Source organism: Actinoallomurus bryophytorum (genome assembly GCF_006716425.1).
In the GTDB taxonomy this organism is placed as follows: Bacteria; Actinomycetota; Actinomycetes; order Streptosporangiales; family Streptosporangiaceae; genus Actinoallomurus; species Actinoallomurus bryophytorum.
In genome coordinates, this window is the sequence record NZ_VFOZ01000001.1 from 3,556,457 (window position 1) to 3,572,614 (window position 16,158).

The 16,158-nt window shown below is 69.9% G+C and carries 16 protein-coding genes; 5 read left to right on the plus strand and 11 right to left on the minus strand.

Annotation, left to right across the window (positions count from 1 at the left end; translation table 11 throughout):
* Positions 1-78: 78 nt before the first annotated feature.
* From murA to purD, 4 genes are all read right to left on the minus strand, one after another.
* Positions 79-1,368: a UDP-N-acetylglucosamine 1-carboxyvinyltransferase gene (murA, locus tag FB559_RS16715; RefSeq protein WP_141956478.1), complete on the minus strand. Its 1,290-nt coding sequence runs from the start codon at positions 1,366-1,368 to the stop codon at positions 79-81.
* Between the two features lie 250 nt (positions 1,369-1,618).
* Positions 1,619-2,428 (minus strand): MOSC domain-containing protein, encoded by an 810-nt coding sequence (locus tag FB559_RS16720; protein WP_141956479.1) that lies wholly within the window; start codon positions 2,426-2,428, stop codon positions 1,619-1,621.
* Positions 2,425-3,735: an adenylosuccinate lyase gene (purB, locus tag FB559_RS16725; RefSeq protein WP_141956480.1), complete on the minus strand. Its 1,311-nt coding sequence runs from the start codon at positions 3,733-3,735 to the stop codon at positions 2,425-2,427. Before purB ends, FB559_RS16720 begins: the two co-directional genes overlap by 4 nt.
* 347 nt (positions 3,736-4,082) lie before the next feature.
* Positions 4,083-5,318, minus strand: coding sequence for a phosphoribosylamine--glycine ligase (gene purD, locus FB559_RS16730; protein WP_141956481.1), 1,236 nt, complete (start codon positions 5,316-5,318; stop codon positions 4,083-4,085).
* Between the two features lie 406 nt (positions 5,319-5,724).
* Between purD and FB559_RS16735 the strand changes: the two genes are divergently transcribed.
* Together FB559_RS16735 and FB559_RS16740 are read left to right on the plus strand one after the other, a co-directional pair.
* Positions 5,725-6,834: a magnesium and cobalt transport protein CorA gene (locus FB559_RS16735; RefSeq protein WP_246121664.1), complete on the plus strand. Its 1,110-nt coding sequence runs from the start codon at positions 5,725-5,727 to the stop codon at positions 6,832-6,834.
* Between the two features lie 134 nt (positions 6,835-6,968).
* Positions 6,969-7,823: an oxidoreductase gene (locus tag FB559_RS16740; protein ID WP_141956483.1), complete on the plus strand. Its 855-nt coding sequence runs from the start codon at positions 6,969-6,971 to the stop codon at positions 7,821-7,823.
* Between the two features lie 9 nt (positions 7,824-7,832).
* Here FB559_RS16740 and FB559_RS16745 read toward each other — a convergent pair whose 3' ends face one another.
* From FB559_RS16745 to fbaA, 5 genes are all read right to left on the minus strand, one after another.
* Positions 7,833-8,651: a helix-turn-helix domain-containing protein gene (locus FB559_RS16745; protein ID WP_141956484.1), complete on the minus strand. Its 819-nt coding sequence runs from the start codon at positions 8,649-8,651 to the stop codon at positions 7,833-7,835.
* Between the two features lie 41 nt (positions 8,652-8,692).
* Positions 8,693-9,517: a glycerophosphodiester phosphodiesterase family protein gene (locus FB559_RS16750; RefSeq protein WP_141956485.1), complete on the minus strand. Its 825-nt coding sequence runs from the start codon at positions 9,515-9,517 to the stop codon at positions 8,693-8,695.
* Positions 9,518-9,541: 24 nt separating this feature from the next.
* On the minus strand, positions 9,542-10,825 hold the full coding sequence (locus FB559_RS16755; RefSeq protein WP_141956486.1) for an adenylosuccinate synthase: 1,284 nt from the start codon (positions 10,823-10,825) through the stop codon (positions 9,542-9,544).
* Positions 10,826-10,932: 107 nt separating this feature from the next.
* A complete protein-coding gene (locus FB559_RS16760; protein WP_141956487.1) occupies positions 10,933-11,346 on the minus strand; it encodes a DUF3151 domain-containing protein in 414 nt (137 codons plus the stop codon).
* Positions 11,347-11,458: 112 nt separating this feature from the next.
* On the minus strand, positions 11,459-12,481 hold the full coding sequence (gene fbaA / locus FB559_RS16765; RefSeq protein ID WP_141956488.1) for a class II fructose-bisphosphate aldolase: 1,023 nt from the start codon (positions 12,479-12,481) through the stop codon (positions 11,459-11,461).
* 105 nt (positions 12,482-12,586) lie between these two features.
* Between fbaA and FB559_RS16770 the strand changes: the two genes are divergently transcribed.
* Together FB559_RS16770 and FB559_RS16775 are read left to right on the plus strand one after the other, a co-directional pair.
* Entirely contained in the window at positions 12,587-13,261 is a 675-nt protein-coding gene (locus FB559_RS16770; protein ID WP_246121666.1) for a DedA family protein, read from the plus strand.
* Positions 13,262-13,353: 92 nt separating this feature from the next.
* Positions 13,354-13,743 carry a hypothetical protein gene (locus FB559_RS16775; RefSeq protein WP_141956489.1) on the plus strand — a complete coding sequence of 130 codons (390 nt, stop codon included), beginning with the start codon at positions 13,354-13,356 and terminating at the stop codon, positions 13,741-13,743.
* Between the two features lie 76 nt (positions 13,744-13,819).
* Here FB559_RS16775 and FB559_RS16780 read toward each other — a convergent pair whose 3' ends face one another.
* Together FB559_RS16780 and pyrE are read right to left on the minus strand one after the other, a co-directional pair.
* Positions 13,820-14,701, minus strand: a complete 882-nt coding sequence (locus FB559_RS16780; protein ID WP_141956490.1) for a PhzF family phenazine biosynthesis protein — start codon at positions 14,699-14,701, stop codon at positions 13,820-13,822.
* A gap of 82 nt (positions 14,702-14,783) precedes the next feature.
* Entirely contained in the window at positions 14,784-15,320 is a 537-nt protein-coding gene (pyrE, locus tag FB559_RS16785) for an orotate phosphoribosyltransferase (RefSeq protein WP_141956491.1), read from the minus strand.
* Positions 15,321-15,336: 16 nt separating this feature from the next.
* Here pyrE and FB559_RS45545 point away from each other — a divergent pair, with 16 nt between their 5' ends.
* Entirely contained in the window at positions 15,337-15,927 is a 591-nt protein-coding gene (locus tag FB559_RS45545; protein WP_246121668.1) for a hypothetical protein, read from the plus strand.
* Positions 15,928-16,158: the final 231 nt, after the last annotated feature.

Genomic DNA, 16,158 nt, shown 5'->3' on the forward strand with positions numbered 1-16,158 from the left:
ATCCGGTGAGGAACTTATTACTAACCGGACAGGTAACACGAGGTCGGTAAGAACAGTGACCGACGTAGTCAGTTCGGGTCAGACCACGCGCTCGATATCGGCCCCGAGCGCCGTGAGCCGCTCCGCCACGTGAGCGTGACCGCGGTCGAGGTAGTAGCCGGAGGTGATGGTGGTCTCCCCCTCGGCCGCGAGGCCGGCGAGCACCAGCGCGCTGCCGGTCCGCAGGTCGTGTGCGACGACCTCTTCACCGTGCAGCTGCGTCGGCCCGTTGACCTTGGCGCGGTTGCCGTTGACCTCGACGTCGGCGCCCATGCGCGCGAGCTCCTCGGCCAGCTTGAAGCGGCCGTCGAAGATGCGCTCGTAGATGTAGCTCGGGCCGTCGGCCTGGGACGCCAGCGCCATGATCGGCGACTGCAGGTCCGTGGCGAAGCCGGGGTACTCGTCGGTGATGACGTTGATCGGCCGCAGCGGCCGGTCCCGGCGCACCTGCAGGACGGCGCCCTGCGAGGCGAACTCCACGCCCATCTGCTCCAGCTTGTCGCCCGCGACCCCGAGGTGCTCCAGGGAGGCGCCGACCAGGCTGATCTCGCCGCCGGTGATCGCGGCGGCCATGACCAGCACGCCGGTGTCGATCCGGTCGGGCATGACCGTGTGCTCGACGGCGGTGAGCCGGTCGACGCCCTCGACGGTGATGAAGCCGGTGCCGCCGCCGGTGATGCGGGCGCCCATGCGCTGCAGGAGCGTGATCACATCGAGGACCTCGGGCTCCAGCGCGCAGTTCTTGATCAGCGTGGTGCCGTGGGCCAGCGAGGCGGCCATGAGGAGGTTCTCGGTGCCGGTGTGCGACGGCGTGTCGAGGTAGAGCGTGCCGCCTTGGAGGTGGCCCGCCTTGACGTGGATGGAGCCGGTGCCGTCGTCGGTGACCTGCTCGGTGACCGTGGCGCCCATCCGCTTGAAGCCGTTGTAGTGGAAGTCGAGGTTCCGGCTGCCCAGGTTGCAGCCGCCGACCCCTTCGATGACCGCTTCGCCCAGCCGGTGCAGCAGTGCCGGTACGAACAGGAACGAGCCGCGGAAACGCGCGGCGATGTCGGCCGGCAGGACCGGACTGGTGAGGTTGGAGGCATCGATGACGAGCGTGCGCTCCGCCTCGTGCAGCTCCGCCTTGGCCCCGATCGCCTGGGCCAGTTCGACCGCTCGCCGGACGTCTTCGATGATCGGAACGTTCCGCAGGACCGTGCGGCCCTTCGCCGCCATCAGCGACGCGCCGATCATGGGCAGGACGGCGTTCTTCGCGCCCTGCACGAACACGGTGCCGCGCAACTCGCGGCCACCTCGCACGCGGTAACGGACCTCGTGGCCCAAGCTCATAGCGCCGATACTCCTTCGATGCGGGGATTGACTTGACCTGCCCGCTCGCTCTGTCAGCGGGTCACGAGTGCCCACACGCGGTGTGAAGCGTGGGGCACAGTATTCCACCGGGCTTGCCGTGTCATGACCGAAACATCCGGTCTTGTGTGGCTATCTCGATCTCTTAGAGACCGCCTGCCGGAGATTGGTTCGGGTCATGTCGTGACGTTCCCAGATCATCGCCGGCGGTTCGTCGTGTTCTTCGAGTGTCTCACGGGTGCGAAGGTCGCGCTGAGACACATACCGCGTCACCTGCACGAATGGTGCCCAGCGTGCGCGGGATGCCGTACTGGCCAAAGATCACGGCGCGGCGGCCGTCGTCCATGCGCCGGGTGCGGTAGGTGGCCAGTGTGCGCAGGGGTTCGTGCCCACGGACACCGGAGTTTTGGTCAGTGGTAGTGATCACACAACGACCGCACGGCTGGACGAACTCGATCTCCACGTCGCCGATGCGTAGAAGATCTACCGAATCCTCGCCGTACGGTCCCAGCCCCTCGACCACGATGCTGGGCCGAAGGCGGTTCATCGGGACCGGATGTTCGAGCCGGGAGTTCAGGTCCTCCAGCGACTCGGCCGAGATCACCAGGAACGGGTAGCCGTCGGCGTACGCGACCGTGCCGCCGCCGAGCCTGGTGTCCCGCCGTCCCGTGAAGCGGACCAGGCGGCAGTCCGCGTCGAGGAGGGCGCTGAACCAGTCGGCGGCGTCGTCCCCCTGGTCCACACCCTGGTAGGGCCTGCCGAACAGCGTGACGTCGCGTACGGCCCCGCCCGTGCGTACCTCGTGGACGAGTGGGGTCACGGCGTCGAGGGCGTCCACGAGCAGCGTCCGGCCGTCGTAGGAGGGGCGCAGCAGCGCCATGCGCGCCAGCTCCCGTTGCGACAGGTGGGCCCCGTCCGGGCGGATCAGCATGAACTCCCGGTCGTACCGGAATCCGCCCGGCGTCACCTCGCCGCTCTCCAGCCGGATGCCGCCGGCACTTTTGAGCGGGTAGACGTTGAGTTGCCGGACGGCCGCCCTCACCTGAGGGACGCGAGGCGGCCGAACATCGCGTCCAGCCTCTCGACGTAGCGCTCCGGGCGGCACACCTCGTCGAGGCGCGCCTCATCGAGCGCGTGCCCGGCCTCGGCGGCCCGCCGGCGCAGGGTCTCGCGGAACGGCACGCCGGTGTCCCAGGTCTCCATGGCGGCCTTCTGGACGAGCGGGTACGCCTCGTCGTCACGTGACATCCCGGCGTTCACCAGCTCCAGCAGGACCGCGCTGGTGTAGATGAGACCTCCGGTGGACTCCAGGTTGGCCCGCATCCGGTCGCCGTCCACCACGAGGCCGCTGACGAGCCGGTGGGTCAGCCGCAGCATGTAGTCGAGCGCGATTGAGGCGTCCGGCAGCGCGATCCGCTCGGTCGAGGAGTGGGAGATGTCCCGCTCGTGCCACAGCGGTATGCCCTCCATCACCGGGGTGACCTGGGCGCGCACGATCCGCGCCATGCCCGCCAGCCGCTCGGACATGATGGGGTTCTTCTTGTGCGGCATCGCCGAGGAGCCCTTCTGTCCCCGGCCGAACGGCTCCCACAGCTCGCGTACCTCGGTGCGCTGGCCGTGGCGCACCTCCAGCGCGATCGCCTCGCATACGGTCGCCATGATCGCCAGCGCGGAGGCCCACTCGCTGATGCCGTCACGGATCACGACCTGGGTGGACACGTCGGCAGGCTTGAGCCCGAGCTCGGCCGCGACGTAGCGCTCCACCTCGGGATCGATGTTGGAGTAGGTGCCCACCGCACCGGAGATCGCGCATACGGCGACCGCCTCGCGCGAGCGCCGGAGCCGGTCACGGGATCGCGCCGCGGCGAACGCGAAGTCGGCGACCCGGTGCCCCCACACGTCGGGCTCACCGTGGATGCCGTGCGTACGGCCCACGCGGAGGGTGGCACGGTGCTCGAGCGCGTGGTCGCGCAGGGCCGCCACCAGCGCGTCGGCCTTGTCCAGCAGCAGGTCGGTGGCCTCGGTCAGCTGCACCGCGAGCGCGGTGTCGAGCAGGTCCGATGAGGTCATGCCGAAGTGCACGTACGCCGCGGCCTCACGCGGGACCGTGTTGTCGGCCCACGCGCTCAGGAACGCGATCACGTCGTGCTGGGTGGTCGCCTCGATCTCGGCCACCCGCTCGGGCGTCGGGGGCGGAGCGGCGCGCACCGGCTCCACGGCGTCGGCCGGAACGGTGCCCGCCTTCGCGTGCGCCTCCAGTACAAGGGTCTCGACCTTGCACCAGAGCTCGTATTTGTGCGCGTCACTCCAGACGCGGCCCATCTCCGGGAGGGTGTAGCGCTCGATCACACCAGACAGTCTCGCAGGTCCGGGGTGGTGGTCTGGGTGATGCGCCACGGATCTCGCATCAGGTGTGGCGCCCGGCGGTGATGGCCGGCGCCACCCGCCTCGCCGGACCGAGGCCGGTCGTCCCGCCATCAGACTGCCCGGCCCGAGCCTCGCGACGTTGCCCAGACCCACCGCCACCCGGCCGCGCCCGCGTAGAAACCCCACTACCTCGCACGACCTCCGCCCGTCGGTTTCCGGAGTGGAGGGATCTCCAACCCTGGGGGCTTCGGCCCACCACTATCGTCCAACGGCGTAGGGAGCCGGTGGAAGTGGGCGGAGCGGGCTGTGGATAACTCGGGCGCGTGGTCTCAGGCGCGGGCCGCGATGTCCGTTCGGTAGTGGCTGCCGCGCAGGCGGATCCGGCCGGCGGCCTCGTACGCACGCGTGCGTGCGGTCGCGAGGTCCGGGCCGGTGCCGACGACGTTGAGGACGCGTCCGCCGCCGCTGACCGGCAGGCCGCGGTGGGTCTTGGTGCCCGCGTGCAGGACGTAGGCGCCCTCGACCTGTTCGGCCTCCTCGATGCCGGCGATCGGGTCGTCGGTCTTCGGAGCGCCGGGGTAGTTTTCCGCGGCGATCACCACGGTGACCGCGGCACCGGGGCGCCACTCGATCGGCGGCACCGACGCGAGACTGCCGACCGCGCACGCCTCCAGCAGGCCGGACAGTGGCGTGGCGAGCCGGTCCAGCACGACCTGCGTCTCCGGGTCGCCGAACCGCGCGTTGAACTCGATCACGCGGGGTCCGTCGGCGGTCAGCACGAGCCCGGCGTACAGGACCCCGACGTAGGGCGTCTCGCGCCGTCGCAGCTCGTCGATGGTCGGCTGGATGATCGTGCGTACGACCTCGGCGGCCAGGTCCGGTGACGCCCAGGGAAGTGGTGTGTACGCGCCCATCCCGCCGGTGTTGGGGCCCTCGTCGCCGTCGTAGGCGCGCTTGAAGTCCTGTGCGGGCAGCAGCGGTACGACGGTGGAGCCGTCGGTCAGCGCGAACAGCGAGACCTCGGGACCGTCGAGGTACTGCTCGACGACGACGCGGTCGCATTCGTCGGCGTGACGCTCGGCGGCCTCGCGGTCCTCGGTGACGACGACGCCCTTGCCGGCGGCAAGGCCGTCGTCCTTCACGACGTACGGCGGCCCGAACTCGTCCAGGGCGTCGCGCACGTCGCCGGAGCTGTCACAGACGCGCGCGGCCGCGGTCGGCACCCCGGCCTCGGCCATGATCTCCTTGGCGAACGCCTTGGAACCCTCGATCTCCGCCGCCGCCTGGTCGGGCCCGAAGCACAGGATGCCGGCCCGTCGTACGGCGTCGGCCACCCCGTGGACCAGCGGCAGCTCGGGCCCGATGACGACCAGCCCGATGCTGAGACGCTGGGCGAGCTCGACCACCGCGAGGGGGTCGGTCGGGTCCAGGACGTGGTTGTCCGCCATGGCGAAGGTGCCGGCGTTGCCGGGTGCGCAGTGAAGCGCAATGACGTCGGGATCTTGGGCGAGCGAGCGGATCAGCGCGTGTTCGCGTCCGCCCGAGCCGAGAACGAGGACTCGCACGCGCAGAGCCTATCCAGATCCGGAGGCCCCATCCGGCCGGTCACCAGGAGGGAAGCCGTGGATGGGTGAGGTTGTTATGAACGGGTACGCCGGTCATCGGCCCGGTGCGGACGGGATGCCGTGGCGAAAAGTGCCGATAAAAAAGTTGAGGGCGGTGTGAACCAAGCGCCCTACAGAGGCGTCTTCTTACCCGGTATAACCTTAGAGTTCGAGCGCTGAGGTCGACAGACCTAAGGAGGTGGTTGTGATGAGTCCTGGTGAACCTAGCGGTAGCGCCGAGATTCCTCCTAGTACGACCCCCTCTACTCGGCGTCCGGCCGCTCGCGGCGCGCGCTTCCCGTTCTAGCCTCGGGTTGACGCGCGTCAACCCGCGTGAGCCGGGCCGGGGAAGGACCCCCGAATGGCCATGACCAAGGCTCTGCCCACCCGCGCCACCCGTGTTCTCTTCAAGCCGCTCAACCGTCCCGGCCGCGGCCCACGCCGCATCTCCCCCAGCCGCGGCTCCGCCGTCATCGACTGGGCGGCCTATATCGACGGCGAGCGCGTCGACACACCCGACGTCGCCGACGCGGTTCAGCTCGTACGGGCGTCGCGCTCCTCCGAATACGCGACCAACCTGCACACCGAGGCGCAGAACCGCTTCGTCTGGGTCGGGCTGCACGAGCCCGACGCGGAGGAGCTGGAGCGCCTGGCCGAGGTGTTCGGCCTGCACCCGCTCGCGGTCGAGGACGCCATCCACGCACACCAGCGGCCCAAGTTCGAGCGTTACGACGAGCTGCAGTTCTTCGTCATGAAGACGGTCGGGTACGTCGAGCGCGGCGGCAGCGACGTGGTGCAGACCGGCGAGATCATGATCTTCTGCGGACCCGACTTCGTGGTGACGGTCCGGCATGGCGCGCACGGCGCGCTGGCCCCCGTACGCATGCGTCTGGAGGAGACCCCCGAGCGGCTCGCCCTCGGCCCGGCGGCGGTCCTGCACGCGATCGCCGACCGCGTGGTGGATGACTACATCTCCGTCGGAGACGCCGTCCAGGAGGACATCGACGACGTCGAGGAGTGCGTCTTCTCCGCCGACGCCACCAACCAGGCCGAGCGCATCTACCGCCTGAAGCGCGAGGTCATCCAGCTCAAGCGCGCCGTCTGCCCGCTGGTCGGCCCGATGCGCAACCTCGCCGCCCGCCGCTTCGTGCCGGCCGAGATCCGTGAGTACTTCCGCGACGTCGACGACCACCTGTCGCGCGTACGCGAACAGGTCGAGGCGTGCGACGAACTGCTCACGCCGATCCTGCAGGCGCACCTCACCCAGGTGACCGTCACCGACAACCACGACATGCGCAAGATCTCCGCCTGGGCGGCCATCCTCGCGCTGCCGACGGCGATCACCGGCATCTACGGCATGAACTTCCGGCACATGCCCGAGCTGCAGTGGAAGTACGGCTACCTGCTCGTGCTCGGCATCATCGCGAGCTCCTGTTACACGCTCTACCGCCGCTTCCGCCGTACCGGCTGGCTCTGAGACCCGGGCCCCGAGAGTAGCCGTGGCACTCCTGGGATAAGCAGGGCATGGTGCGTCCCGTCGTTCCGCGACGACGATGGGACCGTCCGATCACGTACCGGCAGGGTGCGTGGTGGGCGCGAGAGAGGAAGCACATGTCCGAAACGCTCCCGGGCGGATCCCTGACCCTTGCCGAGGGCCTCGAGCCGAGCCGGATGGGCTACGGCGCGATGCAACTGGCCGGTCCCGGTGTGTGGGGGCCGCCCTCCGATCGCGAGCAGGCCGTGGCGGTCCTGCGGGAGGCCGCCGGCCTCGGCATCACCCACATCGACACGAGCGACTTCTACGGCCCGTACACGGTCAACGAGGTCATCCGTGCGGCGCTGCACCCCTACCCGGAGAGGCTGCGCATCGTCACGAAGGTCGGGGCACGGCGTGGGCCCGACCGCTCGTGGCTCGCCGCGCTCTCGCGCGAGGAGCTCATCACCGCCGTGCACGACAACCTCGACCACCTCGGCCTCGACGTCCTCGACGTCGTCAACCTGCGCGTGAGGACGGCGGAGGGCTCGATCGCCGAACCCTTCGAGGTGCTCGCCTCGCTGCGCGAGCAGGGCCTGATCCGCCACCTCGGCGTGAGCGGCGTCTCGGCCGGGCAGCTGGAGGAGGCGCGGGCGATCGCGCCCGTCGTGTGCGTGCAGAACTACTACAACGTCGCGCACCGCGAGGACGACGCGCTCGTCGACCGGTGCGCGGAGCTGGGCATCGCCTACGTCCCGTTCTTCCCCCTCGGCGGTTTTTCGCCGCTGCAGTCGGGAGTCCTCGACGACGTGGCCGCGCGGCTGGACGCGACGCCGATGCAGGTGGCGCTCGCCTGGCTGCTGCGGCGTTCGCCGGCGATGCTGCTGATCCCGGGGACGTCGTCGGTCGCGCACCTGCGCGAGAACGTCGCGGCGGCCTCGCTCGACCTTCCCGCCGACGCGATGGACGAGCTCGACCGCATCGCCGGGTGATCGGCCCGCTCAGCGGGCGACGGGAACGGACGCCGCGAGCAGCGCCAGTGACCCGGCGCTGGGGCTGCCGGGCTCGGCGTGGAAGACGACCAGCGTGAGGCCGTCGGCGTCGGTGATCGCCAGCTTCTCCCCGCGCAGGTCGAGCGGCCCGACCCGCGGATGGGTGAAGCGGACGATCCCGCCGCCGCGCCTCGGCCGGACGTCGTGGCGCAGCCAGAGCTCGCGGAACCTCTCGCTGCGTGCGGAGAGCTCGCCGACGAGCTCGACCAGCGCGGGATCGTCGACGTTCGCGCCGGCCAGCGCGCGCAGGCCGGCGACCCCGCTCGCGGCCGCCTGGTCCCAGTCGGGCCGTAGCTTCCGGTAGACGGGATCGAGGAACACCGTCTTCAGCATGTTGCGGCCGGGCGTGTAGGCCGGCGACAGGGCGGTGGCGATCGCGTTGGCCGCGAGGACGTTCATCAACGGGTCCTGCACGCACGCGGGATTGCCGGTCCAGCCCTCGATGAGCTGTTCGATGCCGGCGGGGACGTCCGCGGACACGGCGAGCGGCTCGTGCCGGGCGGCGGGCTCGACGAGCCGGTGAAGGTGGGCCACGGCGTCGGCGTCGAGTCCCAGCACCGAGGCGAGGGAGTCGAGCACCTGCGCGGACGGATGCCGGTCGCGGCCCTGTTCGAGCCGCATGTAGTAGTCGCTGCTGATGCCCGCGAGCATCGCCAGCTCCTCGCGCCGGAGTCCCCGCACCCGGCGCCGTGCGCCTCCGGGCAGGCCGACGTCCTCCGGCCGTACGAGCTCACGCCGCGCCCGCAGATAGTCACCGAGGTTGGTCACCGCTTCACTATAGGAAGCACCCCGGCGAACCGGAGAGACAGCTAGCCGGTGAGGACGGCGCGGAGCCGGTCGGGATAGTCGGTGACGATGGCGTCGGCGCCGAACGCGATGTAGCGCGTCATCTCCATCGGGTCGTTCACGGTCCACACGACCATGGCCAGCCCGCGCTCGTGCGCGGCGGCCACCAGCTCCGGAGTGACCATGACGCGCTTCGGCGAGATCATCGTCGCCCCTGCGGCGACCGCCGCGGCGACCAGGCCGCCGGCCGGGTCATGGCCCGCCATCCAGGACGCGTCCAGCGTGTCCGGCTCGACCAGCGCCACGCGGTCGCCGCCGGGCAGCAGCTCACGCGCCACGCCGAGCACGCGCCAGTCGAACGCCAGCAGCCGGGACCGGCCGGTGAGGCCGTAGGAGTCCAGGACCTTGACCGCCGTGGACGTGATGGTCTCGACCTCGGGCCAGGACGGGTCGGTCTTGATCTCCACCGCGAGCCGTACGTCGTGCCCCGCGACGAGCTCGCACACCTCGGCGAGCGTGGGCACCTCCGCCCCGGGCAGCGGCGTCTGCGTCTCGGCGAACCGCTGGTGGCGCATTCCCGCGTCGACCGTCTTGACCTGCGCGAGCGTGAGCTCACGGATGGGACGGCCGACGTAGGGGTACATCGGGTCGCCCGGACGGTACGGCCCGCGGTCGCGTACGGTGCCGCTCCGCAGCTCTTGGTCGTGGTGGAGCACCGGCACGCCGTCGGCGGTCAGCCCGACGTCCAGCTCCAGCACGTCGACGCCGAGCTCCAGCGTCCTTGCGAACCCCTGAACGGTGTTCTCGGGCCAGAGCCCCCGGGCGCCCCGATGCCCCTGAATCTCCACGGCGACAGAGTACGGGCCGGAACGTCAGGCGAGGGGGCGGATCTGGACGGTCTGGTCACGGCCTGGGCCGACGCCGATCGCCGAGATCTGCGCGCCCGACATCTCCTCGAGCGCGTGGACGTAGTCCCGTGCCTTTTCGGGCAGGTCGTCGAAGACCTTGGCGCTGGTGATGTCCTCCTGCCAGCCGTCCAGGTACTCGTACACCGGCTTGGCGTGGTGGAAGCCCGTCTGCGTCATCGGCAGCTCGTCGCAGCGCTCACCGTCGATGTCGTACGCCACGCAGACCGGTACGCGCTCCAGGCCCGACAGCACGTCCAGCTTGGTGAGGAAGTAGTCGGTGACGCCGTTGACCCGGGTGGAGTACCGGGCGATCACCGCGTCGAACCAGCCACAGCGCCGGTTGCGGCCCGTCGTGACGCCGTACTCACCGCCGGTCGTGCGCAGCCAGTCGCCCTGCTCGTCGAGCAGCTCGGTCGGGAACGGCCCGGAGCCGACCCGCGTGGTGTAGGCCTTCAGGATGCCGATCACCTTGGTGATGCGCGTCGGGCCGACGCCCGAGCCCGCGCAGGCGCCGCCCGCGGTCGGGCTGGAGGAGGTGACGAACGGGTACGTGCCGTGGTCGACGTCGAGCAGCGTGCCCTGCGCGCCTTCGAGCAGCACGACCTTGTCCTCGTCGAGTGCCCGGTTGACGATGAGCGCCGTGTCGGCGATGTGCGGACGCAGCCGCTCGCCGTACGCGACGAACTCCTCGACGATCGCGGCGATCTCGATCGCCCGGCGGTTGTAGACCTTGGCGAGGATCTGGTTCTTCTCCCGCAGGGCGAGCTCGAGCTTCTGCTCGAGGATGCCAGGGTCGAGCAGGTCCTGCACGCGGATGCCCATCCGCGCGATCTTGTCGCCGTACGCCGGGCCGATGCCGCGGCCGGTGGTCCCGATCTGGGCCTTGCCGAGATAGCGCTCGGTGACCTTATCGAGCGCCTTGTGGTGCGGCATGATCAGATGCGCGTTGGCGGAGATCAACAGGCGGTCGCACGAGATGCCGCGCGTCTTCAGCCCGTCGATCTCCTCCAACAGCACGCCTGGGTCGATGACCACGCCGTTGCCGATGACCGGAACGACGTCCGGGGAGAGCACCCCCGACGGAAGCAGGTGCAGCGCGTAGGACTGGTCGCCGATGACGACCGTGTGCCCCGCGTTGTTCCCTCCCTGGTATCGCACGACATAGTCGACGTCGCCGCCGAGAATGTCGGTGGCCTTGCCCTTGCCTTCGTCGCCCCACTGGGCGCCGACGAGCACGATGGCCGGCATCGGAATTCTCCCTGGACATCGACGAAGCCCCTGCGCAAGCAGCGGCAGGGGCTCTTGCGATCAGAGCGTACCCGCCGGATGGCCACCAGGAAAACGGTACGAGCCGGTCAGGTGGCGAGAACCTCGGCGGCCGCTGAGCTGCTGTCCCGCAGGAACGTCCGGCAGCGCTCGGCCTCCTCGTCCTCGCCGATCGCGGCGGCCGCACGTGCGAGCGCGTGCAGTGAGCGCAGGAACCCGCGGTTGGCCTCGTGCTGCCAGGGGATCGGGCCGTGGCCCTTCCAGCCGGCACGGCGCAACTTGTCCAGCCCACGGTGGTATCCGGTACGGGCGTACGCGTAGGACTCGATGACGTCGCCGCTTCCGAACGCGCGGTCGGCGAGTTCGGCCCAGGCCCCGGGATAGTCGGGGAACCTGGCGGCCACTTCGAACGGGTCGACGCCGGCGTCGAGAGCCTGGCGGGCCTCCGGGTTGTCCGGCAGCTCGGTCGGTGGTGGCCCTCCGAGGAGGTTCTGTTGCTCCATGTGCTCATCCTGTCCGATCAACGGCGTATCTCCTACTCCGCTGATCGGACAAATTGGTCACGAGCCCGGTCCGGTGGGCGGCGGGGTACGCCTCCCACCGGACAGACACGCCCTAGCGGAGCTTCTTGCCCGAGGACAGGAGGTTCTCGCACGCGTGGATGATGCGGTCGGCCATGCCCTTCTCGGCGGCCTTGCCCCAGGCACGCGGGTCGTAGGCCTTCTTGTTGCCCACGTCGCCGTCGACCTTGAGCACGCCGTCGTAGTTGCGGAACATGTGGTCGGCCACCGGCCGGGTGAAGGCGTACTGCGTGTCGGTGTCGATGTTCATCTTCACGACGCCGTACGAGACCGCCTCGCGGATCTCCTCCAGCGTCGAGCCGGAGCCGCCGTGGAAGACCAGGTAGAACGGCTTTTCCTGGCCGTACTTGGCGGCCACCGCGTCCTGGATCTCCTTCAGCACCTCGGGCCGCAGCTTGACGTGTCCCGGTTTGTAGACGCCGTGCACGTTGCCGAAGGTCGCGGCGAGGATGTAGCGGCCGCGGTCACCCAGGCCGAGGGCCTCGACGGTGGCCAGAGCGTCCCCGACCGTGGTGTAGAGCTTTTCGTTGATCTCACCGACGACGCCGTCCTCCTCACCGCCGACGACGCCGATCTCGACCTCGAGGACGATGTTGGCCTTGCGCGTCTCCTCCAGCAGCTCGGCCGCGATGGCGAGGTTCTCCTCCAGCGGCACCGCCGACCCGTCCCACATGTGGGACTGGAACAGCGGCAGGCCGCCGCCGGCGACGCGCTCCTGCGAGATCTTGATCAGCGGCCGGACGAAGCCGTCCAGCTTGTCCTTGGGGCAGTGGTCGGTGTGCAGGGCGATGTTGACCGGGTACTTCGCCGCCACGACGTGCGCGTACTCCGCCAGAGCCGTGGCACCCGTGACCATGTCCTTGACCGTGCTGCCGGACAGGTAGTCCGCGCCGCCGGTGGACACCTGGACGATGCCGTCACTCTCGGCCTCCGCGAAGCCGCGCAGCGCGGCGTTGAGCGTCTGGCTCGAGGTGACGTTGATCGCGGGGTAGGCGAAGCCCTCACGTTTTGCCCGGTCGAGCATCTCCGCGTAGACCTCTGGGGTCGCGATGGGCATGTGCTGTTCCTTCCTTAGGGCGTGGCTCCCAGCGGGTTCGCTTCCAGTATCTCGAAACCGTTGCCCGGCAGAGACCAGGGCACACCTACCGGTACGCTCGGCCCCGTGGATCTCGCCGTGAACGTCCTTGATCCGAAGTCCCTCATCACGACATTCGGGCTCATCGGAGTCCTGGTCATCGTTTTCGCGGAGACGGGGCTGCTCGTCGGGTTCTTCCTGCCCGGTGACACGCTGCTGGTCAGCGCGGGCATCTATACCGTGGCGGGCGGCGGCCTGGCCAACCCGCTGCCCCTTCCCGTCCTGATGATCGCAGCGCCGCTGTGCGCCATCGCGGGCGCGCAGGTCGGCCACTTCCTCGGCGCCAGGTACGGGCGGAAGATGTTCGACCGGCCGAACTCCCGGATCTTCCGCCAGGACCATGTCGACAAGGCCGAGCACTACTTCAACAAGTTCGGCCCCGCGAAGGCCGTGGTGCTCGCGAGGTTCGTTCCGGTCGTGCGAACGTTCCTCAATCCGCTCGCCGGGATGCTTGAGATGTCGGCGATCAGGTTTTTTGTGTGGAATGTAGTCGGTGGTGTGATCTGGACCGAAACGATCATCCTCATCGGCCGTTTTCTGGGTGACCGGGTCAAGGGAATCGACAAGTTCGTGCTGCCTGTGGTGGCAGTGGCGGTTCTGGTGTCCGTGATCCCAGTGGTGCGTGAGGTGATCCGCGGACGGCGCTCAGAAACGTACAAGTCGCCCAAGACGCAACAACCAACTGGCCGTCACCGTCGCTGACAGTGCCTGGTTATCGCTAACCTCCCTCTGTGGGACGTCACCGGTCGGACCCTTTGGGTCTCGCACGCATAGCCATTGCGGTCCTTGCCGTAGTGGTGGCCTTTGGTCTGCTGGTCATCGGCGGCATAGCGCTGTGGGGTGCGCTCACCGGTAAGGACGATAAGGACAAACCGGGCGCCGCGCCGCCTGTGTCCAGCACCGCGCCCAAAACGAGCTCGAGCAAGGCGACCTCGTCGGAGAGCGGCAACACCATCGTCGTCAAGTGCCTGGTCGCGCGGTGCACGGTGTTCGTCGCGGGCCCTGGCGCGACGGACGTCCAGTTCAACGGCAACCTCACCCAGAACGAGATCCGCACCTTCAACGGGACTCGGCTGACCATGGCCGTACAGGACGCGAGCACGGTCGCCGTGACGATCAACGGTCACGCTCAGCCCAGGGGTCCGCACGAGGGCATGACGTACGAGGCGCCCTCCTCCCCGTAGGACACCCTCGGCGAGTGCCTTATCCGGGTTTACTCGCGCCTGGCGGTGTCAGCGCGCGGGACCGGCCCGTCCAGGCTCAGTCTCCGGCCGGGATGCGCACCGCCGCGCCCGAGACCCGGATCCTGGTGTCGCCGTCTCGAAGCTCCACCCGGAGCACCCCGGGCCGCCCCATCTCGATCCCCTGACGCAGCGTCAGCACGGCATCGGGACCGGCCTCGCCCAGCTCCCGCAGGTACGCGCCGAACGCCGCCGCGGCGGCCCCGGTCGCCGGATCCTCGACCACCCCGCCCACCGGGAAGGGATCACGCACGTGGAAGGTGTCCGCCGACTCCCGCCACACCAGCTGCAACGTGATGAGATCCCGGTCGGTCATGTACTCCGCGAGCCGCCCGAAGTCGTAGTCCAGGCGCCGTAGTCGCGCCCGATCGCCGGCGACCAGGACCAGATGGCGCGCTCCGGCGTAGGCGATGCGCGGAGGCAGCCGGGGATCGAGCTCCTCGGCCCGCCAGCCCAACGCGGCGAGCGCCTGCGCCACGTCGGCTTCGCCGACGGCCTCGACGTAGGGCTCCACGCTGGTCAGCGTCGCCCGCAGCACGCCGTCCTCGTCCGCGACCACCTCGACCGGCACGGTTCCCGCCTGAGTCGCGAAGACCAGGCCGCCAGGGCCGATCCGCTCCGCGAGCGCCACCGCCGTCGCCACGGTGGCATGCCCGCAGAACGGCACTTCCCGCTGGGGGCTGAAGTAGCGGACGGCGAACGCCCGTCCCGGCTCGCCGAGCTCATCCGGTGCGGCCGTGACAAAGGCCGTCTCGGAGTAGCCGACCTCGGCGGCGATGGCGAGCATCGCCGCCTCACCCAGCCCGGACGCGTCGAGCACCACCCCCGCGGGGTTACCGCCGGCCGGTTCGGTGGTGAAGGCCGCGTAGCGCAGGACCTCGGGAGCGGCAGAAGTCGTCATGCACGCTCGAACATCACCGCGACGGTCCCTCTTCCCCTGCCGCGTCGAGTCCGTATGATCCGCCCTTCGTGCTCCCCACGCCCTAGTCCAGACCCAGGTCGGCGACGGTGAAGACCGAGCGGTACTCCAGACCCGCCTCGGCGATGCGGGGCTGGGCGCCGCGCTCCACGATGGTGGCGACCCCGGCGATCTCCGCACCCGCCTCACGCAGCGCCTCGACCGCGGTCAGCACCGAGCCTCCGGTCGTCGAGGTGTCCTCGACGGCGAGCACGCGCCGCCCCGCGACGTCCGGCCCCTCGATCCGCCGCTGCAGCCCGTGCGCCTTGCCCTCCTTGCGTACGACGAACGCGTCGAGCCGCCGCCCCCGTGCGGCCGCGGCGTGCAGCATCGCGGTGGCGACCGGGTCGGCGCCGAGCGTCAGCCCGCCGACCGCGTCGTAGCCGAGGTCCTCGGTCAGGTCGAGCATCGTCCGCCCGACCAGTGGCGCGGCCTGCCCGTCGAGGGTCACGCGGCGCAGGTCGACGTAGAAGTCGGCTTCCCGGCCGGACGACAGGACCACCCTGCCGTGCACGACCGCCTTGCTCTTGATCTCGGCGAGGAGATCGTCCCGGTCCGTCATGCCTGAAACTGTAGCCATGACACCAGGCACGCTCGTCCTGCTGCACAGCCCGCTGAGCACCGCGTCGGCGTGGGGTGCGCTGCCGGCGGCCCTCGGCCCGTACGACGTCGTCGTGCCCGAGGTCACCGACGACGACCGTCCCCCGTACGGCCCCCGGTACGTCGCGCGGGCCGCGCTGGAGATCACCGCGGCCGGAGTGCGCCCGCCGGTCGTGCTCGTCGCGCACGGTGACGCCGGGCCGCTGCTGCCCGCGATCGGCGCCGCGCAGCGCGCCGCACACCGGCTCGTGGGCGGCTACGTCTTCGTCGACGCCGTCCTTCCGGGTCCGGCGGGGGACCGCCGGGGCTACTCCGAGGGCGAGGTCCCCGCCGGGGTCACCGTGCGTGCGCGCGACGCCGGCTACTTCGCCGAGGAACCGCCGATGCCGCAGGACTGGCCGGACGCGCCCTGCGGCTATCTGCGCACGTCGACGCGCCACGAGGACCAGGCGAAACAGGCGCGGATGCGCGGCTGGGCGGTCGCCGACCACCCGGTCGGGCACTTCGCGGCCGTGCGGGATCCGGAGGGTACGGCCGAGGCTCTGCGGACCTTGATGTCGGCTCTTTGAGATATTCCGTCGCCTGAGAACTGGGTGATACCGTCGCGGAACGGACGCAAGGACGTGTCAGGCTTTCGGAAGTCACGCTGCGTGGCCGGGCAACTCGACATACAGTCTCGTCGTACGGTGACGAGCGACCGAGTCAACGGTGACACGCGGGAGAAGTCAGGCCAGCCGAGCGTAAGTAAGCCGCATTCGCCCCATAGTCCTCAGGAGCTTCCAATTACTGGATCGGCATAC

Excerpts from the sequence above, each read along its gene's own strand:
- murA (WP_141956478.1), bottom strand. The coding sequence starts at position 1,368 with ATGAGCTTGGGCCACGAGGTCCGTTACCGCGTGCGAGGTGGCCGCGAG.
- FB559_RS16735 (WP_246121664.1), top strand. The coding sequence starts at position 5,725 with ATGACCAAGGCTCTGCCCACCCGCGCCACCCGTGTTCTCTTCAAGCCG.
- FB559_RS16740 (WP_141956483.1), top strand. The coding sequence starts at position 6,969 with ATGTCCGAAACGCTCCCGGGCGGATCCCTGACCCTTGCCGAGGGCCTC.
- FB559_RS16755 (WP_141956486.1), bottom strand. The coding sequence starts at position 10,825 with ATGCCGGCCATCGTGCTCGTCGGCGCCCAGTGGGGCGACGAAGGCAAG.
- FB559_RS16760 (WP_141956487.1), bottom strand. The coding sequence starts at position 11,346 with ATGGAGCAACAGAACCTCCTCGGAGGGCCACCACCGACCGAGCTGCCG.
- fbaA (WP_141956488.1), bottom strand. The coding sequence starts at position 12,481 with ATGCCCATCGCGACCCCAGAGGTCTACGCGGAGATGCTCGACCGGGCA.
- FB559_RS16780 (WP_141956490.1), bottom strand. The coding sequence starts at position 14,701 with ATGACGACTTCTGCCGCTCCCGAGGTCCTGCGCTACGCGGCCTTCACC.
- pyrE (WP_141956491.1), bottom strand. The coding sequence starts at position 15,320 with ATGACGGACCGGGACGATCTCCTCGCCGAGATCAAGAGCAAGGCGGTC.
- FB559_RS45545 (WP_246121668.1), top strand. The coding sequence starts at position 15,337 with ATGACACCAGGCACGCTCGTCCTGCTGCACAGCCCGCTGAGCACCGCG.